This window comes from Bradyrhizobium sp. 164 (genome assembly GCF_023073715.1).
In the GTDB taxonomy this organism is placed as follows: domain Bacteria; phylum Pseudomonadota; class Alphaproteobacteria; order Rhizobiales; family Xanthobacteraceae; genus Bradyrhizobium.
Window position 1 is genome coordinate 95,064 of the sequence record NZ_JADPKA010000029.1, and the last position, 22,657, is coordinate 117,720.

At 62.4% G+C, this 22,657-nt stretch carries 25 protein-coding genes and 1 pseudogene; 12 read left to right on the forward strand and 14 right to left on the reverse strand.

Going from position 1 to position 22,657, the window contains the following annotated elements; genetic code table 11:
• The first annotated feature begins 26 nt into the window (after positions 1 to 26).
• The 4 genes from IVB01_RS11550 (at position 27) to tsaA (ending at position 2,690) form a co-directional block, all read left to right on the forward strand.
• Positions 27 to 980, forward strand: coding sequence for a lytic transglycosylase domain-containing protein (locus IVB01_RS11550; protein ID WP_247420624.1), 954 nt, complete (start codon positions 27 to 29; stop codon positions 978 to 980).
• A gap of 98 nt (positions 981 to 1,078) precedes the next feature.
• A complete protein-coding gene (locus IVB01_RS11555) occupies positions 1,079 to 1,819 on the forward strand; it encodes an AzlC family ABC transporter permease (RefSeq protein WP_247275769.1) in 741 nt (246 codons plus the stop codon).
• The gene (locus IVB01_RS11560) at positions 1,816 to 2,166 is read left to right on the forward strand and encodes an AzlD domain-containing protein (RefSeq protein ID WP_247275770.1); all 351 of its coding nucleotides are present in this window, start codon (positions 1,816 to 1,818) and stop codon (positions 2,164 to 2,166) included. Before IVB01_RS11555 ends, IVB01_RS11560 begins: the two co-directional genes overlap by 4 nt.
• 32 nt (positions 2,167 to 2,198) lie before the next feature.
• On the forward strand, positions 2,199 to 2,690 hold the full coding sequence (gene tsaA / locus IVB01_RS11565) for a tRNA (N6-threonylcarbamoyladenosine(37)-N6)-methyltransferase TrmO (RefSeq protein WP_247275771.1): 492 nt from the start codon (positions 2,199 to 2,201) through the stop codon (positions 2,688 to 2,690).
• A gap of 119 nt (positions 2,691 to 2,809) precedes the next feature.
• Here the strand turns inward: tsaA and IVB01_RS11570 are convergent, their stop codons facing one another.
• The 4 genes from IVB01_RS11570 to IVB01_RS11585 all read right to left on the reverse strand — a co-directional run bounded on the left by IVB01_RS11570 (position 2,810) and on the right by IVB01_RS11585 (position 5,952).
• Positions 2,810 to 3,238 (reverse strand): HIT family protein, encoded by a 429-nt coding sequence (locus IVB01_RS11570; protein WP_247275772.1) that lies wholly within the window; start codon positions 3,236 to 3,238, stop codon positions 2,810 to 2,812.
• Between the two features lie 50 nt (positions 3,239 to 3,288).
• Positions 3,289 to 4,530 carry a GNAT family N-acetyltransferase gene (locus IVB01_RS11575; RefSeq protein ID WP_247275786.1) on the reverse strand — a complete coding sequence of 414 codons (1,242 nt, stop codon included), beginning with the start codon at positions 4,528 to 4,530 and terminating at the stop codon, positions 3,289 to 3,291.
• A 202-nt stretch (positions 4,531 to 4,732) separates the two neighbouring features.
• Positions 4,733 to 5,479 (reverse strand): glycerophosphodiester phosphodiesterase, encoded by a 747-nt coding sequence (locus IVB01_RS11580; protein WP_247275773.1) that lies wholly within the window; start codon positions 5,477 to 5,479, stop codon positions 4,733 to 4,735.
• 5 nt (positions 5,480 to 5,484) lie between these two features.
• Positions 5,485 to 5,952: a RidA family protein gene (locus tag IVB01_RS11585; protein ID WP_018321130.1), complete on the reverse strand. Its 468-nt coding sequence runs from the start codon at positions 5,950 to 5,952 to the stop codon at positions 5,485 to 5,487.
• Positions 5,953 to 6,201: 249 nt separating this feature from the next.
• Between IVB01_RS11585 and IVB01_RS11590 the strand changes: the two genes are divergently transcribed.
• Together IVB01_RS11590 and IVB01_RS11595 are read left to right on the forward strand one after the other, a co-directional pair.
• A complete protein-coding gene (locus tag IVB01_RS11590; protein ID WP_247275774.1) occupies positions 6,202 to 7,047 on the forward strand; it encodes a cell envelope integrity EipB family protein in 846 nt (281 codons plus the stop codon).
• A 169-nt stretch (positions 7,048 to 7,216) separates the two neighbouring features.
• Positions 7,217 to 7,618 (forward strand): RidA family protein, encoded by a 402-nt coding sequence (locus tag IVB01_RS11595; RefSeq protein ID WP_091899125.1) that lies wholly within the window; start codon positions 7,217 to 7,219, stop codon positions 7,616 to 7,618.
• 81 nt (positions 7,619 to 7,699) lie between these two features.
• Here the strand turns inward: IVB01_RS11595 and IVB01_RS11600 are convergent.
• Positions 7,700 to 7,852: pseudogene (locus tag IVB01_RS11600) on the reverse strand (ACT domain-containing protein); the annotation flags it as partial.
• Positions 7,853 to 8,007: 155 nt separating this feature from the next.
• Between IVB01_RS11600 and IVB01_RS11605 the strand changes: the two are divergent.
• Complete coding sequence (locus IVB01_RS11605) at positions 8,008 to 8,163, forward strand: hypothetical protein (protein WP_247275775.1); 156 nt, start codon at positions 8,008 to 8,010, stop codon at positions 8,161 to 8,163.
• A 16-nt stretch (positions 8,164 to 8,179) separates the two neighbouring features.
• Here IVB01_RS11605 and IVB01_RS11610 read toward each other — a convergent pair whose 3' ends face one another.
• Together IVB01_RS11610 and IVB01_RS11615 are read right to left on the reverse strand one after the other, a co-directional pair.
• Positions 8,180 to 9,469, reverse strand: coding sequence for a DNA polymerase IV (locus IVB01_RS11610; protein ID WP_247275776.1), 1,290 nt, complete (start codon positions 9,467 to 9,469; stop codon positions 8,180 to 8,182).
• Positions 9,466 to 9,777: a DUF3572 domain-containing protein gene (locus tag IVB01_RS11615; protein ID WP_247275777.1), complete on the reverse strand. Its 312-nt coding sequence runs from the start codon at positions 9,775 to 9,777 to the stop codon at positions 9,466 to 9,468. The genes IVB01_RS11610 and IVB01_RS11615 overlap by 4 nt, the downstream gene beginning before the upstream one ends.
• A 241-nt stretch (positions 9,778 to 10,018) precedes the next feature.
• On the opposite strand from IVB01_RS11615, the gene IVB01_RS11620 reads away from it, so the two are divergent.
• Together IVB01_RS11620 and IVB01_RS11625 are read left to right on the forward strand one after the other, a co-directional pair.
• A complete protein-coding gene (locus IVB01_RS11620; RefSeq protein WP_027547216.1) occupies positions 10,019 to 10,384 on the forward strand; it encodes a response regulator in 366 nt (121 codons plus the stop codon).
• 14 nt (positions 10,385 to 10,398) lie between these two features.
• The gene (locus IVB01_RS11625; RefSeq protein WP_247275778.1) at positions 10,399 to 11,772 is read left to right on the forward strand and encodes a PleD family two-component system response regulator; all 1,374 of its coding nucleotides are present in this window, start codon (positions 10,399 to 10,401) and stop codon (positions 11,770 to 11,772) included.
• Between the two features lie 336 nt (positions 11,773 to 12,108).
• On the opposite strand, the gene IVB01_RS11630 is transcribed toward IVB01_RS11625, so the two are convergent.
• Positions 12,109 to 12,717 carry a TetR/AcrR family transcriptional regulator gene (locus tag IVB01_RS11630; RefSeq protein ID WP_247275779.1) on the reverse strand — a complete coding sequence of 203 codons (609 nt, stop codon included), beginning with the start codon at positions 12,715 to 12,717 and terminating at the stop codon, positions 12,109 to 12,111.
• 130 nt (positions 12,718 to 12,847) lie between these two features.
• Between IVB01_RS11630 and IVB01_RS11635 the strand changes: the two genes are divergently transcribed.
• The 3 genes from IVB01_RS11635 (at position 12,848) to IVB01_RS11645 (ending at position 15,489) form a co-directional block, all read left to right on the forward strand.
• A complete protein-coding gene (locus IVB01_RS11635) occupies positions 12,848 to 14,080 on the forward strand; it encodes an MFS transporter (RefSeq protein WP_247275780.1) in 1,233 nt (410 codons plus the stop codon).
• A 129-nt stretch (positions 14,081 to 14,209) separates the two neighbouring features.
• Positions 14,210 to 14,419, forward strand: coding sequence for a hypothetical protein (locus IVB01_RS11640; RefSeq protein WP_247275781.1), 210 nt, complete (start codon positions 14,210 to 14,212; stop codon positions 14,417 to 14,419).
• A gap of 311 nt (positions 14,420 to 14,730) precedes the next feature.
• The gene (locus tag IVB01_RS11645) at positions 14,731 to 15,489 is read left to right on the forward strand and encodes a DUF899 family protein (RefSeq protein WP_247275782.1); all 759 of its coding nucleotides are present in this window, start codon (positions 14,731 to 14,733) and stop codon (positions 15,487 to 15,489) included.
• Between the two features lie 199 nt (positions 15,490 to 15,688).
• Here the strand turns inward: IVB01_RS11645 and IVB01_RS11650 are convergent, their stop codons facing one another.
• From IVB01_RS11650 to IVB01_RS11675, 6 genes are all read right to left on the reverse strand, one after another.
• Positions 15,689 to 16,720 (reverse strand): nitronate monooxygenase, encoded by a 1,032-nt coding sequence (locus tag IVB01_RS11650; protein ID WP_247420633.1) that lies wholly within the window; start codon positions 16,718 to 16,720, stop codon positions 15,689 to 15,691.
• A gap of 220 nt (positions 16,721 to 16,940) precedes the next feature.
• Complete coding sequence (locus IVB01_RS11655; RefSeq protein ID WP_247277000.1) at positions 16,941 to 17,837, reverse strand: alpha/beta hydrolase; 897 nt, start codon at positions 17,835 to 17,837, stop codon at positions 16,941 to 16,943.
• A 230-nt stretch (positions 17,838 to 18,067) separates the two neighbouring features.
• Positions 18,068 to 18,895 carry a sugar phosphate isomerase/epimerase gene (locus tag IVB01_RS11660; RefSeq protein ID WP_247494532.1) on the reverse strand — a complete coding sequence of 276 codons (828 nt, stop codon included), beginning with the start codon at positions 18,893 to 18,895 and terminating at the stop codon, positions 18,068 to 18,070.
• Between the two features lie 59 nt (positions 18,896 to 18,954).
• Positions 18,955 to 19,722 carry a transporter substrate-binding domain-containing protein gene (locus IVB01_RS11665; RefSeq protein ID WP_247277002.1) on the reverse strand — a complete coding sequence of 256 codons (768 nt, stop codon included), beginning with the start codon at positions 19,720 to 19,722 and terminating at the stop codon, positions 18,955 to 18,957.
• A gap of 32 nt (positions 19,723 to 19,754) precedes the next feature.
• A complete protein-coding gene (locus tag IVB01_RS11670) occupies positions 19,755 to 20,108 on the reverse strand; it encodes a cytochrome c (RefSeq protein ID WP_247277003.1) in 354 nt (117 codons plus the stop codon).
• Positions 20,109 to 20,202: 94 nt separating this feature from the next.
• Positions 20,203 to 21,924 carry a PQQ-binding-like beta-propeller repeat protein gene (locus IVB01_RS11675; RefSeq protein WP_247277004.1) on the reverse strand — a complete coding sequence of 574 codons (1,722 nt, stop codon included), beginning with the start codon at positions 21,922 to 21,924 and terminating at the stop codon, positions 20,203 to 20,205.
• Positions 21,925 to 22,657 lie beyond the last annotated feature (733 nt).

Sequence of the window (22,657 nt, forward strand, 5' to 3'; positions counted from 1 at the left end):
CTGAATTGTCCCATAGCGGCAATGCCATGCGAATAGCTCGGATCATCGCTGTCTTGTGCCAGACCCTCGTGCTGTCGCCGGCGCTGGCGGAGGAGGCGCCTGGGCCCGTCGTGTCACCGAATGCCCAGGAACCAGAGAAACCGGCGGAGAAACCGAAAGATGCCCGCGAGAGCGACACGCGGGAGTCGCTCTGCCTGATCATCGAGGCGGCCGCGCGCCAGGCCAATCTGCCGCTGGAGTTCTTCGCCCGCGTGATCTGGCAGGAGAGCCGCTTCCAGTCCGACGCCGTCGGACCGGTGACCCGCAACGGCGAACGCGCGCAGGGCATCGCACAGTTCATGCCAGGCACCGCCGGCGAGCGCGGGCTGCTTGATCCCTTCAATCCGGTGCAGGCGCTGCCCAAGTCGGCCGAATTCCTCAATGAGCTGCGCAACCAGTTCGGCAATCTCGGCCTCGCGGCTGCCGCCTACAACGCCGGCCCGCGGCGGGTGCAGGAATGGCTCGCGGGCACCGGTTCAATGCCGGAGCAGACCCGCAACTACGTTCTCGCCATTACCGGTGCGACAGTGGAGACGTGGGCCAAGGCCGGCGCGACCGGAAGCGGCCCGCCGAGCGCGCCGCCGACGGGCTGCCGCGATCTCATGGCGTTGCTCAAGCGCGCTCCCAATCCGTTCGTGGCCGAACTCGAGCAGCATGTCGAGCTTGCCGCCGCAAAGGTCTGGGGCGTACAGCTCGCCGCTGGCTTCGACCGCAATAGGGCGCTGGCGATGTATTCCCGCGCGGTCACGCGGCTGAGCACCGTGATCGGTGATCGCGATCCGAGCTTGCTGTCTTCCGTGATGCGCAGCCGCGGCACGCGCGCCTTCTATCAAGTGCGCATCGGCGCCGACACGCGCAGCGAAGCGGATGATCTGTGCAACCGCATCCGCAAGGCGGGCGGTGCGTGCTTTGTGCTGAAGAACCGCGGTGTGAGCGGGTAGGGGATGCGCGCATGCCAGCCCCGCCGCGGGCTTCCTTGACGCGAGCCGCTGCGTCGCCCGTTATGCAGGCACGATTCCTCTCCTCGGCCAAAGCTTCCGTGGCGCTTCCTCCGCTTGATTCATCTCAATGGCAAAGCCCCTTGCGCGCATTTGCGTGGGGGCTGCGTTCGATTACGCAGACCATCCTCACCATCGTGCTGTTCGTGACCTATCTCGGCATCGGCGCGCTCGCCCACGACACCCATTTCAGCCTGCTCTGGGCGCTTTGCTCGACATTGTTCGTCTGGGCCGGTCCCGCGCAGATCATCCTGATCACCACGCTCGGCTCGGGCGCGACCGTCATCCAATCCGCGCTCGCGGTGACCGTCAGCGCGATCCGTCTGTTTCCGATGGTGGTCTCGGTGCTACCGCTGATGCGCACACGGACGACCAAGCGACGCGAGTTGGTCTTCGCCGCGCATCTCACGGCCGTGACGCTGTGGGTCGAGTGCCATCGCTTCCTACCGCTTGTGCCGCGCGAGCGGCGCATCGCCTTCGTTCACGGGCTCGGCTGCGGCCTTGTGTCGGTGTGCCTCTGTGCCAACACGGTCGGCTATTTCCTCGCCGCCAACCTGACGCAGACGCTTGGAGCTGCGATCCTGTTGCTGACGCCGCTGTCGTTCCTGTTCTCGACTGCGCGCAACAGCCGCGAGATCGCCGATGTCGTCGCGCTCGTGCTCGGCATATTGCTCTATCCGCTGGCCGCGAATATGAACTCCGGCGTGGACATCCTCGTCAGCGGCGTGGTGGCCGGTACGATCGCCTATGGCGTGCATTGGTGGCGGGCGGTGCGCGCATGAGCTTTTCGCACCTCATTGGCGACTGGCACGCGCTCGCCGTTCTGTTCGTCGCCGGCGTCGTTCCAAACCAGATATGGCGCATGCTGGGCCTGTGGTTCGGCGGCGGCATCGACGAGGGCTCCGAGCTGCTGGTCTGGGTGCGGGCAGTCGCCACCGCGATCCTGGCCGGCGTCATCGCCCAGATCGTGGTCGAGCCGCCGGGCGCGCTTGCCAGCGTCCCCGGTGCCTTACGCTATGGCGCGGTCGGGGCCGGGCTCGTCGTCTTCCTGCTGACCCGTCGCTCGATCTTTGCCGGCGTGGTCACGGGCGAAGTCTTCATGCTGGCCGGCAAGTGGTGGTTGGGCTAAAACCACCGGCGAACAGCAAGGAAACAGGAAATATGGTTCGCGAACAGGAGCTCCGCGAGGGCGAGGTCGCCATCGAGCTGCCACCGACGCAAGATGCCGGTCTCGTCTTCATCGGGCGCATCCGCACCCCCTGGACGTCGCGGCTGGAGACGCCGCGGCAAGGGCGGCATGACGGCCCGGTCTGCCGGCTTGAGATCTTCGAGCCGTTCGTGCCGGCGATCAAGGGCGTCGACTTCTACAGCAATCTCGAAGTGCTGTACTGGCTCGACAAGTCGCGCCGCGATATCATCCTGCAAAGCCCGAAGAATAACGAGAAAACCCGCGGCACGTTTTCGCTGCGCTCGCCGGTGAGGCCCAATCCGATCGGCACCTCGGTCGTGAAGCTGGTCGGCATCGAAGGCAATGCGATCCTGGTGCGCGGGCTCGATTGCCTCGACAACACGCCACTGATCGACATCAAGCCGGACCGTTGCGAGTTCACGCCGTTGGCGGCGCCGCAAGCGGGAGATTTCGAAACGGAGTGAGGGGCGCACTGTGACCCCTTCGTCATTGCGAGCGAAGCGAAGCAATCCAGGCTGCTTCCGCAGAGACAGTCTGGATTGCTTCGTCGCAAGGGCTCCTCGCAATGACGATGTGGAAAGACCTACGCCGCTTGCAGCGCCGCGATCAGCTTGGACGCGTGCTCTTCCAGCACCTTGGCGTCTTCCTTGCGGCTGGCGGGCGGCAGCATCGCGACGCCGTCGTGGCGCGGCATCACGTGCATGTGCAAGTGAAACACCACCTGTCCGCCGGCGGGCTCGTTGAACTGCTGCACCGTGATGCCGTCGGCGTTGAATGCCCTCATCGCGGCCACCGCGATCTTGTGCGCGCCGCGGGCGACATGGGCGAAGTCGTCAGGCTTGATGTCGAGGATGTTGCGGGCAGGGGCCTTCGGGATCACCAGCGTGTGGCCTGGCACGCGCGGCATGATGTCGAGGAAGGCGAAGACGTGCTCGTCCTCGTACACCTTGTAGCAGGGCAGCTCGCCGCGCAGGATCTTTGCGAAGATGTTGTTGGTGTCGTAGGCGGTCATTGGTGGGTCCTCGAGATTTTGCGCTTACTGTCACCAGCCACGGCAAACCGTCAAGACGCCTCGTCGGCCCCTTTGCGGAACGGGCCGAGTTCGGCGAGCTCACGTCCGGCTTCCGCAACATAAGCGCGCTCGCGCTTAAGATAGTCGTCGATGGCGCGCCGCAGGCCCGGGTCGGCAATGAAGTGCGCGGAATAGGTCGTCGTCGGCAGGTAGCCGCGTGCGATCTTGTGCTCGCCCTGCGCGCCGGCCTCGACGTGCCGGAGGCCGCGCTTGATGGCGAAATCAATCGCCTGATAGTAGCAGACCTCGAAATGCAGGAACGGGTGATGCTCGACCGCGCCCCAGTTGCGGCCGAACAGCGTGTCCGAGCCGATGAAGTTAATCGCGCCCGCGATCCAACGATTGTTGCGGCGGGCCATTACCAGCAGCACGTCCTCGCTCATGGTCTCGCCGATCAGCGAGAAGAACTCGCGCGTCAGATATGGCCGGCCCCATTTGCGCGACCCGGTCTCCATGTAAAATTCGAAAAATGCGTCCCAGGCATCCTCGGTGATGTCCTTGCCCGTCAGCCAGTGGATGGTGATGCCGGCGGCGAGCGCATCGCGTCGCTCGCGCTTGATCGACTTGCGGTGGCGCGAGTTCAGCGTCGCCAGGAAGTCGTCGAAACTCGCAAACCCCTCATTGTGCCAGTGGAACTGCTGATCGGTACGCTGAAGGAAGCCGTGCCTGGCGAGTAGCTTCCACTCGGCCTCGCGCGCGAAGGTGACGTGCACCGAAGAGGCCTTGCTGACCCCGCACAGCGCCACCAGCCCGCTCGCCAGGGCCTCGGTGATCTGCTCGCGGTCGACACCGTCGCGGACCAGCAGGCGCGGCCCCGTTGCCGGGGTGAAGGGAACCGAGACCTGGAGCTTCGGATAGTACCGCCCGCCGGCACGCTCATAGGCATCCGCCCAGCCGCGGTCGAAAACGTATTCGCCCTGCGAGTGCGATTTCAGATAACAGGGCACGATTCCCGCGACGCGGCCGTCGAGCTTGGCCACGAGATGCCGCGGTCCCCAGCCGGTGCGGATCGTCGCCGAACCCGATTTCTCGACGGCGGAGAGAAATGCGTGTGAGACGAACGGGTTATAGGCCGAGCTTAAGAGGCCGGCGGAATCGCCTGGAAAAGCGGATGAGGTTCCCTTGCCATGCCCATTACAAGCTTTGCCGGGATTGGCGCAGGCGTCCCAATCCTCCGGTGTCACTTCGCCAATCGAAGGTACGGCCTCGAGCGTGATTTCCGATGATGCCATCATGCCCAAGATCGTGCATTGCAGCAGCGACTTCAAGAGGTCGGGAACGCGCTCGCATGCCTGACGCAGCGCAGCGCTCTTCTAACGGTGCGCTTGCAGAGCGGGGCCCACGGGCAGCGCGTTCGCGGCGGGATGGTCCCGGCTCTGCGCCGCAACGCTAAAGGCGTCGCGGCTTGTCCGGGACACGAGAGGTGCCGTGCCCTTACGGCACAAACCCTTCAAAGATCATCTGGTCCGCATATCGCCCGACCCGCGTCCGCTGCTGCGGCGTGCGCACGGTCCAGCCGAGCAGGGCGCAGCCGAACAGGTTGCGAGCAAGCCAAGGGGCGGGGGCGGGGAGATCGTCGACTCTGAAAGCGACGAAGTGGGGCTGGGTCTGGAAGCCGTGGCGGAGGTACAGCATGCTGTCGCGCTGCTCCTGCGTGAGCTTGGCCCAGTACTCGTCCTCATAGGTCCGCTGCGCGACGATGCCGCGCGGACGGGAGGGCAGCAGCTCGCGCAGCGCCAGCACCTGGTCAGGATCGAAGGACATACCGACGGCGGGACCGTCATAGGACGCCAGCACTTCGACCATCCGCTTCACCAGCTTGCGGTCGCCGCCAAAATGGCTCTTCAGCTCGATCACCAGCGGTACCCGGCCGGCGACCAGGGCGCAGAGGTCGCCGAGCGACATCATCCGCTCCGGTGTGTCGTTGAACTTGACGGATTTCAGCTCGGCGGCGGTCTTGTCGATCACCTCTCCGGTCGCTTCGGTGAGGCGGCCGAGCGCATGGTCGTGATGCACCATGGCCTCGCCGTCGGCGGAGAGTTGAATATCGACCTCGACCGAAAAATTGCCTGCGATCGCGGCCTGCACCGCGCCTGGCATGTTTTCCACGATGCCCCGTGAAATGTTATGCAGGCCGCGATGGGCGACCGGCCGGGCTGTCAGCCAATCCGGAGCGCGCATTCGCGTCAGGCGACCTCGAACACGCCATCGACCTCGACCGCGGCGTCCGCGGGCAGCGAGGCGACCCCGACGGTGGTGCGGGCATGACGGCCCTTGTCACCGAAGGCCGCGACCATCAGGTCGGAGGCGCCGTTCAGCACCTTGGGCCCGTCCAGGAAGTCAGGCGCCGAGTTGATGAAGCCGCCGAGGCGGACCACGCGCACCACCTTGTCGAGATCGCCGAGGGCCGCCTTGACCTGGGCCAGCAGGTTCACTGCGCAGCCGCGAGCGGCCGCAGCGCCGTCTTCGATCGAGACCCCGGCACCCAGCTTGCCCTTGGCAATCAGCTTGCCGGCCGGGTCGAAGCAGACCTGGCCGGAGACGAACAGCAAATTGCCGGTGCGCACGAACGGCACGTAATTGGCAACGGGGGTGGGGGCCTCGTGCAGCTTGATGCCCTGTTCCGCCAGTTTCTGCTCGACCGTGCCCGCCATGTCTCGACCTCGATGTCCAGGATTCCATTCGTCCCCGGCACGTCTGTGGGAGGCCGGGCGCGCCCTGTTTCGCCCATCGTGCCGCCACATGCAAGCAACTGGAGGGGGATGTACTTTGTTGAGGCAGGGGAGCAGGTTCAACGCGGGCGGGGCAACTTTACGTGAAACGGCCTCAGTTGCGACGCAATGGAACGGTCATTAAAATGTCGAATCTGCGCTTCCCCAAGGACGCGTCCTCAAGGAACAGACATGGTGCACCTTTTCCGGATTTCGCTCGGTGTAATGGCGCTCGCGGCGGCCATTGTCGGCTTTGGCGGTGGCGCCCAGGCCGCCAACGGTCCGTTCCTCGCGCACCAGGCGCTTTATGACCTCAGCCTCGTGAAATCGCGCTCCAACTCGGTGAACAGTGCGCGCGGCCGCATCCTCTACAATTTCACGGGCAACGCTTGCGAGGGCTACACCTCCGAATTCCGCCAGGTCTCCGAGCTCGACAGCGGCGAGGGCAAGGTCACGCTGAGCGACCTCCGCTCCAATTCCTGGGAGGACGCCGCCGGAAAAAGCTACCACTTCAAGATCGAGACGCGCATGAACGAGGCGGATGCCGGCCGTGTCGACGGCTCGGCCGAGCGCGACGGTGACCACATCAACGTCAAGCTGAAGCTGCCGGCGCCGAAGACATTCACCCTCGACGGCAAGATCGTATTCCCGACCGAGCAGATCCAGCGCATCATCGCCGCCGCCAAGGAGGGCAAGTCGCTGCTAGAGCTCTCCGTCTATGACGGCTCCGACGACGGCCAGAAGGTCTACAACACGCTCACCGTGATCGGCCAGCCGATCCCCGCCGACCGTGCTACCTCGTCCGATCCGTCGACCTCCGACGAGCATATGAAAGCGCTGAAGCGCTGGCCCGTCACCGTCAGTTATTTCGATCGCGACGCCCAGCAGAAGGAAGGCGAGCAGACGCCGGTCTACGCGATGGCGTTCGAGCTCTACGAAAACGGCGTCTCGCGCCAGCTCGTGCTCGACTACAACGATTTCGTGATTTCGGGCGCGATGGGCAAGTTCGACGTGAAGGACAGCAAGCCCTGTAATTGAGGGCGTGGTCTCCTCCGTGTCATCGCAAGCGCAGCGAAGCAATCCAGACTGTTTCCACGGTGGCAGTCTGGGTTGTTTCGTCGCAAAAGCTCCTCGCAATGACTGGGCTGGTCCTCGGCGTCCTCTCCGGCTAGGCTCCTCCCAACCATAACTTCGGGAGGCCAGCACCATGCCCAAGCTCGACCATCTCCGCCCCAGCGGCCTGCATCACAATCCGGCTTATTCCCACGTCGTGACGGCGACCGGTGCGCGCACCATCTACATCTCCGGCCAGGTGTCGGTGGACGAGGAGGGGCGGATCGTCGGCGAGGGCGATATTGCCGCGCAGACGACGCAGGTGATGCAGAATCTCGGCCACGCGCTGAAGGCGGCGGGGGCGAGCTACGCCAACATCGTCAAGATCACGACCTTCGTCGTGAACTACAAGCCGGAGCTGCGCCCCATCATCGGCAAGGCCCGCTCCGTCTTCTTCGAAGGCATGGAGCCGCCGGCCTCTACGCTCGTCGGCGTCTCCGCGCTGGCCGCGCCGGAGTGGCTGATCGAGATCGAAGCGGTGGCAGTCGCGGATTGAGGTGACTGGTAGGATGGTTAGAGCGGAGCGAAACCCATCGCCCTTGTTGTGCGGATGGAGCTTGATGGGTGTCGCTTCGCTCTACCTATCCGACTTGCCTTTGGCCATCTCTTGCAAAACAGCCATCGTCTCGTTGGCTCGGTCCGCCGGCACGAAGAGGTGATCGTGATGGAAGGCCGAAACCGCATTCACGTTGATCCCCGCTTCGGCAAGACGCGCCGTGATTGCCGCCAGAGTCGGCGACAGAGGCTGTGGGAGCAATGGTCAACATACCTTTGTATATCTCCTCTAATCCTTCTCATGCGCTGAGCTTACACTGGTAGAATTGAGCGACGGCGGGAGATTCTTACAATTTGAGTCCACTCGGGTCACTGCGGGGAGAGGCTCAAATGAACGTTGTCATTCGAAAGCTCAACGGCCTGTGGCACCTCATCGTCGGGTCTTGTCAGATCCGAACGCCGTTCGTGGAAACTCAGGATCGGCAATTGGTAGTTCAGTATGCCCGGCGCGCCTATCCGGGTGCACGGATATTTGAACGCGACTGAGTTGAGCAGGACTTGATCACTCCTGCGCCTTCTCCGGCCCCTCATACGCAATGCCGCGGATCACCGCAGCGCTGCCGAACTTCTTGCGCAGACTGTCCACCGCGCGCTCGGCGTGCGCGGCGCGGCGGTCGAGCATGTCGGTGTCGTCCAAGACCGAACCGTCACGCAGCGCGCTGACGCCGGCGCCCATCAGGCGGAAGGCGGTGCCGTCGATCTCTTTTGCCAGCATCTCGCGGCAGATCGAGAAGATCTTTGCGGCGAGCTGCGTCGGGGCGGCGATCGACTGCGAGCGCGTGCGCTGGCGGAAATCGGCGGTCTTCAGTTTCAACGTGACAGTCGAGCCGGCGAGCTCGCCGCTCTTGAGACGCGACGACGTCTTCTCGCACAGCCGCCACAAGATCTTCTCCAGCGCCGCGAAATCGCGGATGTCGGTCTCGAACGTGGTTTCGCTGGAAATCGTCTTGGCGCCGCGATCGGGCTCCACGCGGCGTTCGTCGATGCCGCGCGCGAGCCGCCACAGCCGGCGGCCGTCGCTCGGAAACTGCCGCATCATCTCGATCTCGTCGGCCTTCTGCAGGTCGGCGATGATGCGGAAGCCACGCTGCGCGAGGCGCTCCTGCGTGGCTGGTCCGACGCCAAAGATGAAGCCGACGGGCTTCTCCGACAGCATCAAGCGCGCTTCGTCCTGATCGAGCGCGGCAAAGCCGCGCGGCTTGTCGAGATCGGAGGCGATCTTGGCCAAAAACTTGTTGCAGGACAGGCCGACGGAGACGGTGATGCCGATATCGCGCTCGACGTCGCGCGCGAAGCGCGCCAGCACCTTTGCCGGGATCGTGCCGTGAACCCGCTCGGTGCCGGACAGATCAAGGAAGGCCTCGTCGATCGACAGCGGCTCGACCAGCGGGGTCAGCGCCTGCATGGCCTGGCGCACCTCGCGGCCGATCCGGACATATTTCGCCATATCCGGCCGGATCACGGTCGCATGCGGGCAGGCCTCCAGGGCCTTGAACATCGGCATGGCCGAGCGGACGCCATAGGTGCGGGCGATGTAGCAGGCGGCCGACACCACGCCGCGCTTGCCCCCGCCGATGATGACGGGCTTATCGGCGATATCAGGATTGTCGCGCTTCTCGACCGTCGCATAGAAGGCATCGCAGTCGATGTGGGCGATGGTCAGGCTCGATAGCGCGCGGTGGCGGACCAGGCGAGGGGACCCGCAAGCGGAACAGCGCCGCACGCCCGTGTCCAGATCGGCCAGACAATCCCGGCAGAAGCAGCGGGGCCCTGCCGGATCGGGTTCGGTCACGGCACGTCGCGCTCCCAGGTGGGGTCGCCGAGCGCGTCGCCCAGCACCTGCCGTGCTGCGGCAACGTTGGTCGGATGTAGTTCCGCGGCCTTCGCAAAGGCCTTCACGGTCTCGTCATCGCGCAGCACGAAATCGAGCACGCTGAGGAGAAAATTGGGGTCCGAGGCAGCATTGCGCAGGGTCTCCGGACCGACCCCTGTCTCAGCCAGGAACAGGCCCAGCCGCTCGGGCTCGCCGGCGACGAAGGACAGTGCTTGAATCGCAACGATTTCAGCGACTTCGCGGGGGTTGTGAACAGGCTTTTTCACGCGGCCGGTTTGCCTTTCCGTTAACTTTCAGTGTCTACTTTGGAATCATCATGCCCGAGTCTTCGCCTCGAGTCTTGCGACCCCCGACAAGCAACTGGAAACCAAATCGCAGAAAGTCGGCCCTCGGGTTTAACGAAACTAGAGCGAATCTGAGGCTAGTTTGAATCCAGTTTTCGAAGCGCCGGGGAGCGGCGCCTGAGGCGTCACATGTATGGGTCTGCGGACCAAACAGGAGGGCGGGATGGCTAAGACCGTCCTGATTGTGGAAGACAACGAGCTTAACATGAAGCTCTTCCGCGACCTGTTGGAGGCACACGGCTACCAGACCACTGGCACCAGCAACGGCTACGAGGCGCTTGACCTCGTTCGCAAGATGCGGCCGGACCTCGTGCTGATGGATATCCAATTGCCGCAGGTCTCGGGACTCGAGGTGACGCGGTGGATCAAGGACGATCCGGAGTTGCGCGCCATTCCCGTCGTTGCGGTCACCGCGTTCGCGATGAAGGGCGACGAAGAGCGTATCCGCGAGGGCGGCTGCGAGGCCTATTTGTCCAAGCCGATCTCGGTCGGCAAGTTCATTGAGACGGTCCGGCGTTTTATCGGATAGGAAGTGAGTTCAAAGTGTCCGCGCGTATCCTGGTTGTCGATGACGTTCCTGCCAACGTGAAGCTCCTCGAAGCTCGTCTGTCCGCCGAATATTTCGACGTGATGACCGCGGCGAACGGCGCCGAGGCGCTGGCGATCAGCCGGCGCGCCGAATGCGATATCATCCTGCTCGACGTGATGATGCCCGATATGGACGGTTTCGAGGTTTGCCGCCGTCTGAAGACCGATCCGGCCACCCACCACATTCCTGTCGTGATGGTCACCGCGCTCGACAGCCCCTCCGACCGCAACCGGGGGCTCGAAGCCGGCGCCGATGATTTCCTCACCAAACCCGTCTCCGACGTCGTGCTGATCGCGCGCGTGCGTTCGCTGACGCGGCTGAAGATGATGACGGACGAGCTGCGCATGCGCGCCATCACCTCGCTCGAGATCGGCATGCAGGCGCCGGAGCGCAGCGCCGTGGCCGACACCGGCAGGGGCGGCCGCATCCTCCTGGTCGACGACCGCGAATCCTCCTATGAGCGGCTGGGGACGATCCTCGCCGCCGAGCACACCATCGACGTCGAGCCGAGCCCGACGGAGGCGCTGTTCCACGCCGCGGAAGGCAATTACGACCTCTTGATCGTCTCACTCGATCTCAACAATTTCGATGGCCTGCGGCTCTGCAGCCAAGCGCGCTCGCTGGAGCGCACGCGCCACGTTCCGATCCTGGCGATCGCCGACCCCGAGAACTCGACGCGGCTGCTCCGCGGCCTCGAGATCGGCGTCAACGACTATCTGCTGCGTCCGATCGACAAGACCGAACTCTTGGCGCGGGCCCGCACCCAGATCCGCCGCCGCCGCTACACCGATCACTTGCGCGACAACGTGCAGAACTCGATCGAGATGGCGATCACCGACGCGCTCACCGGCCTGCACAACCGCCGCTACATGGAGAGCCATCTCGCCACGCTCGCCGAGCAGGCCGCGACCCGCGGCAAGCCGCTGGCGCTGATGATTCTGGACATCGACTACTTCAAGTCGATCAACGACAATTACGGCCACGATGCCGGTGACGACGTGCTGCGCGAATTCGCAGTGCGGGTGCGCAAGTCGATCCGCGGCATCGACCTTGCCTGCCGCTATGGCGGGGAGGAATTCGTCATCGTGATGCCGGAGACCGATCTCCACGTCGCCGGCATGGTCGCCGAGCGCCTGCGCCGCTCGATCGCGGGCGAGCCGTTTGCGATCCACAAAGGGACGAAGCGCATCGAGGTCACGATCTCGATTGGCCTGACTACGCTGGAGCAGAAGGGCGAGGCGGTCGGCGACGTCCTCAAGCGCGCCGACACCGCGCTCTACCGCGCCAAGCACGACGGTCGCAACCGCGTGGTGTCGCAGGCGGCGTAAAGGCTACTGCGACACAATAATTGCGAAAACAACCCCATGCACAGTAGCCGGCGCTAGTCGGATCAATGGCCTACGCGGGTAGCAAAGCGGCTGACGCCGACAGCAAGTCCGTTTGACACGTCGGGCAAAACAGGCGCATTCTGCTATCATCCCGAACATCCTACAAACTCCGCTGTCATTCCCCGCCAACGGGTCGTGCCTTCGGCGAGCCCGATGACAGGCTCCAGCGGGGGAATCCTGTACGCCCGCGGCTTTTCGGTTCTAGCCTCAGTGTCTCTTGAATACTGGATCACCCGCTTTCGCGGGTGATGACAGCAAGCGATATGGCGACAGCAGCTAGTCTGGCGCGCGCTTGCTCCCCTTCATTGGTTTCTTCGCATCGCTACCGACATCCACCCCTGCATTCCGCAGCAGCACTTTCGCCGCTTCTTTCGCCGCCCTGGCCATCGCAGGATCGTCGCGCACGAGGTCCTGCGCGATGGAGCCGTCGACCAGCAGCACGAGCTGGGTTGCCAGCGCCTCCGCGTCCGCAACGCCGAGCTCGTTCAGGCGATCGCGAAACCAGACGCGGCGGCTCTCCTTGAAGGCGATCGCGATCTTCTTCACGGCGCGGTCCTGTGGCCCGAGCTCGGCCACCGCATTCACGAACGGGCAGCCGCGAAAATCCTTGGCCGCAAACCGCCGCTCCAGCGAATCGAACGTCGCAAGGATCTGCTCGGCCGGCGGTTTGTCGGACGCGCGCGCGTGCACGAAGCGGCGCTCGAGGTAAGCCGCGATCAGCGCGTTCTTGGAGGGGAAGTGGTTGTAGAGCGTGCGCTTGGAGATGCCGATCTCGGCTGCAATGGTGTCGACGCCGATGGCGCGAATGCCTTGCAGGTAGAACAGCTTATCGGCGGTCTCGAGGATCCGCTCTTTCATCGTCTGTGGGGCGGGCGGGGGAGCCATGCGGTAGCGCGCGTCCTGTTCGCTTGACAGCACCGGCCCTTTGTAGCCTAAGTACACAGGTCTGTGTAACCAAAATCAACGGCAAAAGCAGACGGCGGCGTTCGCGCCGTGCCCAAAAGGGAGAAGAAAAATGCCCCTGTTGCAGGTTCTGCGTCCGACATTGCCGATCCTGATCGGCGCCTCGATCATGCTGACCCTGAGCATGGGGCTGCGGCAGTCGCTCGGCATCTTCCTGCAACCGCTGACGCATGACATCCACATCTCGGTGTCGGATTTCACGTTGGCGCTGGCTGTGCAAAACCTCGCCTGGGGCTTTCTCCAGCCGCTGGCCGGCGCGATGACGGTGCGTTACGGCTTCCGTCCCATCATGATCGTGGGCGCGCTGATGTACATCGTGGGCCTCTCTCTGATGGCGACGGCCAATGGGCTCGTCAGCGTGATGATTGGCGGCGGCGTCCTGATCGGGACTTCGCTGGCCTGCACCGCGGCGGCGATCGCGATGTCGGTAGCGGCGCGTGCTGTGCCCGAAACCGTGCGCTCGACGGTGCTCGGCATCGTCTCCGGTGCGGGCTCGCTCGGCGCGCTGTTGTCGGCGCCGATCGGGCAGATGCTCAACGAGAGCTTTGGCTGGCGCATTGGCCTTGCCGGCTTCGTCATCATGTCGGTACTGATGATACCGGCGGCGTGGTATGCCGGACGCGTCGACCAGATCCCGCTGCCCAAGCCCGCGGCCGATGACATCAGCGATGCCAATGCCATGGCTGCGGCGAGGACCGCGTTCGGTAACGCGTCTTTCGTGGTGATGACCTGCGCCTATCTCGTCTGCGGCATGCAGCTGGTGTTCCTCACCACGCATCTGCCGTCGTATCTGGCGATCTGCGGTCTCGATCCGATGCTGAGCGCACAGACGCTCGGCATGATCGGCGGCTTCAACGTGCTGGGCTCGCTGTTCTTCGGCTGGGCCGGCCAACGCTGGAACAAGCTGGCGCTGCTGGGCGCGATCTACATCCTGCGCTCGCTGGCGCTCGCCTGGTATTTCATGCTGCCGGCAACGCCATTCTCGACGCTGCTGTTCGGCGCGATCATGGGCTTTCTCTGGATGGGCGTCGGCCCGCTGGTTGCGGGCGCCGTCGCCGAGATGTTCGGCCTGCGCTGGCAGGCCATGATCCAGGGCCTCGCCTTCATGAGCCACCAGATCGGCAGCTTCCTCGGCGCCTACGGAGGAGGGGTGCTCTACGACGCGCTCGGCTCATACACCATGGCCTGGCGCATCGGCGTCGCGCTCGGCCTCGCCGGCGGCATCGTGCAGGTCGCGTTCGCGCTGATCCGGCCGTCGCAGCCGCCGGTGTTGAAGGCGGCGTAGGTGGGGTGTGTAGCCGTCAGCGTCAGCTTCGGAGGATGAACCGGATGTCACGTTGCTTGGTCGTGATCGGCCGGTTGTGACCCCTGTATAGTCCGGCCGTGCGGTGCAAGACGATTTCGACTCGCACCCATGCTGGTCGAACGCATCGTTGCGCGCGCCGCACCTGCGCTCCAATTCGAGGATGATCATGACTCACCGACGACGGGAAATCTCTTTGCTCCGACCGGGCCATATAGCGTGGCGGGTGGATGGAAAAGGTACTGGGCCGACCGCGCATCGCGCTTCTTCCGTCCTGACCTTCGCGAGATCATCAAGAAGTATCGCCGTCACTTGAATTGAGCTCGCCTCAGTTGGTGGCCTCTTTATAATTCTACCGCACATCTGTTACGTTTCCTATTGGCCCGGTCCGCGATGATTTCGGCCCAATCCTACGAGGTCGTGCTGACATTTGAGATCGAACAGGTGCTCCGAGCCGCCGCCAATTTGTCGGCTCATCGACCCGATTGACCCGACTCGGACATGCAGGTCGTCCAGCAGCCATCTCGGACGCTGGGGGGGGCAGCTTAGCCGGCGGCGCAATGGCCAGGCAAGCAAGGAACCGATCGGCGAGGACCTACGTTTTAGAACCCACAATCAGAGGAGTCTTGACTATGGCAGCAGGCACCCTCGCTCCACCCAAAGTCGTCTCGCGTGAGGAATGGCTTTCCGCACGTAGGGCATTGTTCGTCGAAGAGAAGGAGATGACGCACAAGCTCGACGAACTTAGAGAAAAGCGACGCCATTTGCCGTGGGTAAAAATCGAGAAGCCCTACGTCTTCCAGGGACCGGATGGCGAGTACACGCTTGCCGATCTGTTCAATGGTCGCGGCCAACTCGCCGTCTATCACTTCATGCTGACCCCGGGCTCCGATCACGTTTGCAAAGGATGCTCGTTCGTCGCCGATCATTTCGACGCCGCGCGCAAGCACTTCCATGATGCCGACCTGTCATTTGCTGTGATTTCACGCGCGCCAATCGAGCGAATCGAGCAAGTGAAACGCGCTTTGGGCTGGACCTTTCCGTGGGTGTCATCCTATGGCAGCGACTTCAACTTTGATTTCGGGGTGTCATTCAAAAAGGAGGACCTGGCCGCTGGCACAGCCAAGTTCAATTACGACACGATCCCGCTCAAGAGCAGCGAAGACATGATGGGCGCCAGCATATTTGCCAAAAACGAGGCTGGCGAGATCTTCCACACGTACTCGGCATATTCCCGTGGCATTGAAAATTTGATGGGTGCCTTCATGTGGCTCGATCTCACGCCCAAAGGCCGCCATCAATTCGATGACGGCCACAGCCGGCTTAGTGACGACGGCCGGGACGTCCGAACGCTCGGGCGACCCAGCGGCGCGAGGACTGGCTGTCATTGACGGTCACTGGCGACATCACTGGGTTAGGAGAGCTTCATGTCCGCACTCGGCGGTAACCCGAAAGTCCCGCAATCAGGAGCAGAGCGGCGCGATTAGCCCTTAGCTATAGCAGGCAGAACCATTTTCCGAACGCAACTACGGCGGTAGACCGGACGCGCAACGACGCCTGCCTCAACGCCGCTTTTGACCCCCAAAGCAGTCACTCGTCTGGTGCTCGAGTTGACTGAGCGAGCTGAAAAACCAGCCGCCGGGCGCCATCGACCAGTTCTTGGACGACATCCGCTGCAGGCTTAATTTCATTCACTAAGCCGACGCCCTGTCCCGCTAGAAAATCCATCGAGTCCAGGTCGCCCGAGGCGTCTGGCGTCGGTGGAAAGCCCATGAAGCGCAAGAGTGGCGTCGCCCGGCCACCGACTTTCGTCTCGCCAATCTGCGGCTCATCGGCCCGCTGCTCACTGCCGCGCGCCTCATCTGGCAGCCAGCGTTCGACAAAGGGCGTGCGCAGTGTGCGATGAGGGGCATTGGGCCAGCCGTGACCGAAAAGCGTCGTCCGCACCGTGTAATCTTCCGCTGCATCGATAACCTTCTGTTTATAGACCGTATGCGCGTAGGCTTCTGTCGTAGCGATCAGCCTCGTTCCGATCATCACGCCCTGCGCTCCGAGAGCGAGAGCGGCGGCGAAGCCCCGCGCATCCGCAATGCCTCCGGCTGCAATGACGGGAACTGGAGCCACCGCGTCGACGACCCGCGGTACCAGCGCCATTGTTGTAATATCGCCAGCCAGGTGGCCACCGGCTTCCACACCCTGAGCAACGATGGCATCGACCCCGGCATGAGCAGCTCTTCGCGCGTGGGCAACCGAGCCGACTTGGTCGATCAGTTTCACCCCTGCCGCTTGGGCTGGGCCTACAAAGGGAGTCGGATCGCCCCAAAAGGTCAAGAGGACTGGAACCCGCTCCTCGAGGCACACTTCGATGACCGCCTCGATTGGAAATGGCAGATGCGGTCCACTCAGCAATATACCGACCCCGAACGGCTTTTCGGTGAGCGATCGCAGGCGCCCAATCTCCTCGCGCAGCACCGGCGGCGGGTTGCCGCTAAATGACATAATGCCGAGTCCGCCAGCGTTGCTCACCGCTGCCGCAAGCTCGGGCCCGGTGATAAACCCCATCGGTGCGGCAAAGACGGGCACATCAATCGCCAACAGATGGCAGAGCGCGGTGCGCAGCATGACAGCCTCCATTGCATTCGGTGTACCCCCGCCACCGCAGCGGAAGTAAACATCGCCCAGAGGGCGGACTCAAGGTGGCGCGTGCTCCAACAATCCGGTGTTGGCCCTGAGCGGTATTGCACCGCCACAAGAACTCGGTCGCTAACAGGACATAGCGGAAATTGTCCGACAACCGACTATTGTAGAGGGCGACGCTCGTGATCCAAACCGGACTACGGTGTTAATGTTTGCCGATAAACGTAAGGACAGCCTGGTCGTACGCGTCAGGAGCTTCTGCAGGCACGGTGTGCGAACTTCCGGCAATGATGATCCTCTCGCGGTTTGGTAGGCAGGTCTCTAGCTGGTCGACAATTCGATAGAAGAATTTGGGACTTCGCTCGCCATTGGACAGAAGCGTTGGCGCATTGATCGACTTGGCCATTTCGCACGTGAACGCCGGCCTCGGGCGTTTTGTTGTGGCGTCGGCTTGAAAGGACGCCACGTTATCGAAGTTCATCTTCTGGTCGGCAATGGATCGACGTTCATAGGCGCCCGGTCCGCCGACGGCGTTCACGAACAGCGGTATGCCGGTTTTCACGTCGCCTGCCTTGACTGCCTCCCTCGCCGGTGCCTGGGCATTGCCCCACTCTTTCAACATGTCGCCGAGCCCGGGAACGCCGGCCAGGATGCCCGTCGCGGGCGGTTCGTTGAGCGTCAGGCTGACCAACTTTTCCGGATGCACGGCGGCAAAGAAAAGCGCCGCATGCGCGCCAGACGAATGCGCAACGACCCTGACCTTCGACAAGCCTAGAGCCCGCACAAACGCGGCAAGATCCTCGCCGTGCGCATCCGCAGCGCCATCCGGCATGCTCTCAGGACTTGCCTCATTTGGGAAGTGGTTGCGGCGGCTGTAGGCAATGGCGCGATAGCGATCGGCGAACTTTGGAAGATGCTGCAGCCACATTCGGTAATCTTGAAGACCGCCGTGAACAAATATAACCGGTTCGCCTTGACCAACTTCCACGTAGGCAAGTTCAGTCCCATTGGCAGTGACGCGCTTTATGTCTTCTGCGTGGGCGCTGGAAACCTCGAGAAAAATACACGACGCTGCGGCGAACTTAGCGACGAGGCGGAGCATTGCAGTCTCCCTTATGGCTTATAGCCCCACGGCAGTGAGGCTAATTCGAGGCAATCTCAGGGCTGGTGGCCCGCCCTTATTTTTGTCTGCCGGGCCAGGCGCTGGAGGTGTTGGCGCATGTGGCAACTCGGCAGTGCATTCGCTCATTGCGGGTCCTCAATTCGCGTTACGAAACTATCGGGGCGTTCGCGGCGAAATACGCGTGTGGCGAAGGAAGGCGATGCTCGTCTCTATACTTTGCAACGGATCGGCCGAAACATCTTGCTCGACGAAAAATGCTGCACGCCGCACCGAAACGACGCGTCGAGTATTTTTGCGAAGTCGATCGTGCCGTTGCCTAGCTCGGTGGTCGATCCGTCGCTCGCCATATCCTTGAGATGCACCAAGCGGAATCGAGATGGATGTGTCTTCAAGACTTTCACGGAATCGAGGTTTCCTTTGGTTGCCCAGTAAACATCGAGCTCGAACTTGACAAAGCGCTGATCCGTACGGCTGAGCAGAATGTCGTAAGGCTGGACGCCACCTGCGAGGTTCGCGAACTCAAAATCGTGATTATGATAGGCAAGTGTCAGCCCGGAACGCGCCGCCAATTCACCGATCCTATTCAATCTGTCACAAATCCGCTTCCAATCGTCGATTGTCTGCCGTTCCAACTGGTCCAGCCATGGACACACGACAAACCGGCTGCCAAGCAAATGAGCGATGTCGAACGATGATCCGGTATTGTCTCGCAGGTTGCCGTAGTCGATATGCAGCGACGGCGCAGTGAGACCCAGGCCCAGCAAAAGTTTCCGGGTGCGCCGCACATTGGGGCCGAGAATGCCGGCAAACTCCACCTCGCGATAGCCGAGACGGGCAACCTTCCGTAGGGTCCCGTCAAAGTCGGCTTTCAGCAGATCGCGGACCGTATAGAGCTGGAGACCAATTTTCGACAGCTCCCGACCGGATACCGGCGCAATCCCTATCGCGGCACCTCCCGCGATACCGGCGAGAATATCGCGTCTGCTGAGGACCGCGCGCGGGGAACCAACGGAGAAAGTTGTCGACCGGCGGACCACAATCCCACTGCCTCTCGATGCCCATCATTGATTGCCGGGTTGCCGAGACTGTCGCGCAGCTACTTCGGCGTTTGCAGTACGACCCCGTAACGACCGTATATCCGACCAATCGTGCCGTCGTTTCGCAGCCGTTCAAGCGCTCCATTGATGGCTTCGCGCAGTGCATCATCCGGCCGAACCATGCCAACGGCGACATTCCAGTTGAGATCGGCCACGGTCTCGTCGCGATCCAGGATGCGAAATGCTTTGTCCGGGTGCGTCAGATTGAAATAGCTCGCCGACGTGGGCGTGACCGCAGCGGCGTCAATCTCATGGTTTGACAGGGCGTCGAGGCTGTCGCTCTCGAAGCCAAAGGTCGACGTGGGTACGTGCCGTTGACCGATGATCATGGCTGCGACGGATCCGACCTGCACTCCCACCTTGGTATGCTCGTTGAGGCTCTTGAACGAGGTGAGTGGGCTGGATGACGGCACGACCAGCGCGACGCCAGTGCGATAGTAGGGCTTTGAAATTCTCAAGCGGGTTTCGCCTTGCGCGTCGCGGTCGGCGATGACATCCAGGAGAATGTCGCAGCCGGCGCTACGCATCTGGTACTGGGTGATGATCCAATCTAGCCTCAGCGAGACGCCGAGTTCGCGCGCGAGCGCCTGACCCAATTCGATCTGAAAGCCGGGAGGATCACCGGTTTTGCTCGCGAAGGGAAGCGAGTTGGGATGGGCGCAGAGCCCGAGCACGCCGGACGAACGGATCGCGTCCAGGGTCCGCGCTTGCGCTGGCCCCGACATTCCGATGACGGCGCCGATGACGAGCAGAAGAATTGTCTTCATTCGCGTCCCCGCGTAGATGGGGCCCCAGCGGCTCAGCCCTCGCGCGGCTTCAAGGCGCGGATATATTTGACGATCTGGTCGATCTGCGCGTCGGTGAGGGCGCCGTCAAATGCCGGCATCGCGCCTTGCTTGCCGTGCTTGATGCGGTTGTGCAGAAAATCGTCATCGCGCGGCGAATTCATCAGCTGCGGCCCCTTGCCGGCAGCCCGTCCGCCATCGGAGTGGCAAAAGCCGCAGGTCCCCGCGAACAACTGCTCGACATCGAACGTTCCGTTCTCTGGCGCAGGGGTAGCAGGCTGCGCTTGAACCAACCCGGTGAGACACAATAACGAAGCGCCCAACAGCGCCGATCGCAGCGCGGTGATCTTGTTCGATTGCGATTTCAAGGCATCCAGCTCCATGTCCTGAAACACGTCCGGCGAGTTCAACGTCCGGGGAGCAAGCTTGCGCCCGCTCCCCGGCAGATCAATTTGCGATAGCCTATTTCAGGCTGTAGACGATGAGCGCACCGTCGTCGCGCGGCATGCTCTTGTAAACGCCGCCGAAATTTGGCGCATATTCGTCGGACAACATGCCGCCAAAGCCCGCGACCACGGCGATATATTGCTTGCCTCCGGCGGAGTAGCTGATGATGCCGCCTTGATGGCCGGTTCCGTCGGAGTGATTCCACAGTTCACCCCCGGTTTCGGCATCGTAGGCGTGAAGTGTGCCGCGGGAGTCAGGTACGAACACGAGATTTCCCGCGGTCGAGAGCACACTTCCAAGCGGCGGCTCGGGATAGCGAACCTCCCATTTCTTCGCCCCGGTGACGGGATCGCGCGCATCCAGGTGACCATAGATCTCACCGCCCGGAGGCGGCGCCATCTTGAAATCGGCGCCGATGTTGAGCTGGACCTGTGGCGTGGTGACAGGCGTCGTCTTCTGGATATCGAGCGTCATGCACCATTCCTGGCCGATTTTATAATAGAGTCCGGTCTTAGGGCTGTACGAGCCGGAATTCCAGCTGACGCCACCTCCGATGAATGGACACAGCGGCGGTTCGGTCACTTTGCCCGCGGAGAAGTCGCGCCGGCCGATCAGCGCGCCCGTCTTGGGGTCGATATCCTTGACGAAATTGATGTTCTCAACGAGCCGCCAAACGTTCTTGACGGCGAGATTGCGGTCATAGACGAAGATGAAACCGCTCTTGTTCGGATGGACGACAAGCTTCTGACCGTCACGATCGAGCATCAAGAACTCGCCGACGGCGCTGTCGAAATCCCAGGCATCATGAGGCAGCTCCTGATGGTAGAACTTCAGCTTGCCAGTATCGAGATCGAGACCGATCACCGACGTCGTGTAGAGATTGTCGCCGGGCCGCGCGCCTTGCGTCTTGTAGTCGGCGCCCGACCAATCGTAGAGCGGCGCCGGGTTGGCGGTGCCCCACAGAATCGTGTTGGTCTCGGAATCGTAGGTGCCCGGCATCCAGCCGCCACCTCCACCCGTGCGCCAGGAATCGTTTCCCCAGGACTTCATCGCTTCATCAGTGCCTGCGACCGTCAGGAACTCCCACTTCTTTTTGCCGGTGGCGGCATCGACAGCAAATATCGGACCGCGGCCCGGCCACTCTCCGCCTTGCGAGCCGATGATCACCGTACCCTTCGCGTAAAGCGGCGCACCGGTGAAACCGACTGTAAGTTTTTGCGAATCGATCAGCTTGGTATCCCAGAGAACCTTCCCTGACTTCATATCGAGTGCGATCAGACGGCCGTCCATCGTGCCGACAAAGGCCTTGCCTTCGCCGAGCGCCAAGCCGCGATTGTAGGGGGAATGGGTCTGGCGCGCGATCAGCGCCTCGTCGAGCTCAGGGAAATAGGACCAGATCACCTCGCCGGTCGCGCCGTTTAGCGCAAAAACCCGGCTGTAGGAGCCCGTGTAATAAAGAACCCCGTCGGCCGCGAGCGGCATTGATTGCAGGCCGCGCGTCGAGCGTCCGGGAATATGGATCCAGGCAACACCCAGATTGCCGACGTTGCTTGCGTTGATCTGCGCCAGCGGGCTGTAGTGATAGGATTTGTAAGAGCCGTGATAGGTCAGCCAATCATTCTGACCAGCGGCCTCGATCCGAGCTGTATCCACGGATTGAGCCAATGCTGACGACACAATCAGTGTCGCGCCAATGGCAACAAGAGGTAAACCAGATTTGCGCCACCGCCTCTTCATGTATACGTCCTCCCGTTTTTGTTTATCGACCTGCATTTTTCAAGCGCCGACCGTGAGTTGCATGCAGTTCAGTGCCTCATCGATTCATCTCCAATCGCGCGTGAGTTCCCAGCAAGCTTCGATCTCTCCGGCGAAAATCGCCAAAGAAGCTACAAGTCCACGTTCGTTGGGTTGTCGTTGCACTTCTGCTTGCGATCATAGAGTACGCCGGATCACGCGGAGTGCAATGTCGGAAATGCGCCTGGCGCAAAATGACAGACCGGCTTACCTTTTGATAAATGTTTTCTTTCGAATAGCTGCGTCGTCAGGATGTCGCCTAGAGCAACGCAAAAAGCGAGATCCCGCGAAGAGCGATCGGCCGCTGTGCACGATGCCAAAGAATCCAGGGCTAGGCCGGCCGCCACATGTTCATGAGCGGCGCGGCGCTGCGGCGTCAATTTTCGATATGGGCAAAGACCCCCGTAAAGCGGGCGGCGGGCTCGCCACAACCGAGCGACGGTCTACTCGCCGTGATCGGAAGCCTAGCAGTCCGGTATTCCTGGTGGACGCGCTGAGGCATTGGCGTTGGCACTGGTCGCGGCAGAAGGTGTGGAAGGAGAGCCAGTGCTTGCGCCGGGCGACGTTGTTGAACCGACCGTCGTGTTTCCAGATGGTCCAGTTGCAGTGGTGCCACTCATGTCGCGAACGACCTTATTGGCTACGTCCCAGCATTGCTTGGTATCATGACCGCTCG

Bases quoted from the DNA above. Each gene is read 5' to 3' on its own strand.
- IVB01_RS11630 (WP_247275779.1), bottom strand. From the start codon at position 12,717: ATGGCTCCCCCGCCCGCCCCACAGACGATGAAAGAGCGGATCCTCGAG.
- IVB01_RS11650 (WP_247420633.1), bottom strand. From the start codon at position 16,720: ATGCTGCGCACCGCGCTCTGCCATCTGTTGGCGATTGATGTGCCCGTC.
- IVB01_RS11580 (WP_247275773.1), bottom strand. From the start codon at position 5,479: ATGCGCGCTCCGGATTGGCTGACAGCCCGGCCGGTCGCCCATCGCGGC.
- IVB01_RS11645 (WP_247275782.1), top strand. From the start codon at position 14,731: ATGGCAGCAGGCACCCTCGCTCCACCCAAAGTCGTCTCGCGTGAGGAA.
- IVB01_RS11620 (WP_027547216.1), top strand. From the start codon at position 10,019: ATGGCTAAGACCGTCCTGATTGTGGAAGACAACGAGCTTAACATGAAG.
- IVB01_RS11570 (WP_247275772.1), bottom strand. From the start codon at position 3,238: ATGACCGCCTACGACACCAACAACATCTTCGCAAAGATCCTGCGCGGC.
- tsaA (WP_247275771.1), top strand. From the start codon at position 2,199: ATGGTTCGCGAACAGGAGCTCCGCGAGGGCGAGGTCGCCATCGAGCTG.
- IVB01_RS11585 (WP_018321130.1), bottom strand. From the start codon at position 5,952: ATGGCGGGCACGGTCGAGCAGAAACTGGCGGAACAGGGCATCAAGCTG.
- IVB01_RS11640 (WP_247275781.1), top strand. From the start codon at position 14,210: ATGCTGGTCGAACGCATCGTTGCGCGCGCCGCACCTGCGCTCCAATTC.
- IVB01_RS11595 (WP_091899125.1), top strand. From the start codon at position 7,217: ATGCCCAAGCTCGACCATCTCCGCCCCAGCGGCCTGCATCACAATCCG.
- IVB01_RS11665 (WP_247277002.1), bottom strand. From the start codon at position 19,722: ATGAAGACAATTCTTCTGCTCGTCATCGGCGCCGTCATCGGAATGTCG.
- IVB01_RS11605 (WP_247275775.1), top strand. From the start codon at position 8,008: ATGAACGTTGTCATTCGAAAGCTCAACGGCCTGTGGCACCTCATCGTC.
- IVB01_RS11635 (WP_247275780.1), top strand. From the start codon at position 12,848: ATGCCCCTGTTGCAGGTTCTGCGTCCGACATTGCCGATCCTGATCGGC.
- IVB01_RS11655 (WP_247277000.1), bottom strand. From the start codon at position 17,837: ATGCTCCGCCTCGTCGCTAAGTTCGCCGCAGCGTCGTGTATTTTTCTC.
- IVB01_RS11590 (WP_247275774.1), top strand. From the start codon at position 6,202: ATGGTGCACCTTTTCCGGATTTCGCTCGGTGTAATGGCGCTCGCGGCG.
- IVB01_RS11575 (WP_247275786.1), bottom strand. From the start codon at position 4,530: ATGGCATCATCGGAAATCACGCTCGAGGCCGTACCTTCGATTGGCGAA.
- IVB01_RS11550 (WP_247420624.1), top strand. From the start codon at position 27: ATGCGAATAGCTCGGATCATCGCTGTCTTGTGCCAGACCCTCGTGCTG.
- IVB01_RS11675 (WP_247277004.1), bottom strand. From the start codon at position 21,924: ATGAAGAGGCGGTGGCGCAAATCTGGTTTACCTCTTGTTGCCATTGGC.
- IVB01_RS11560 (WP_247275770.1), top strand. From the start codon at position 1,816: ATGAGCTTTTCGCACCTCATTGGCGACTGGCACGCGCTCGCCGTTCTG.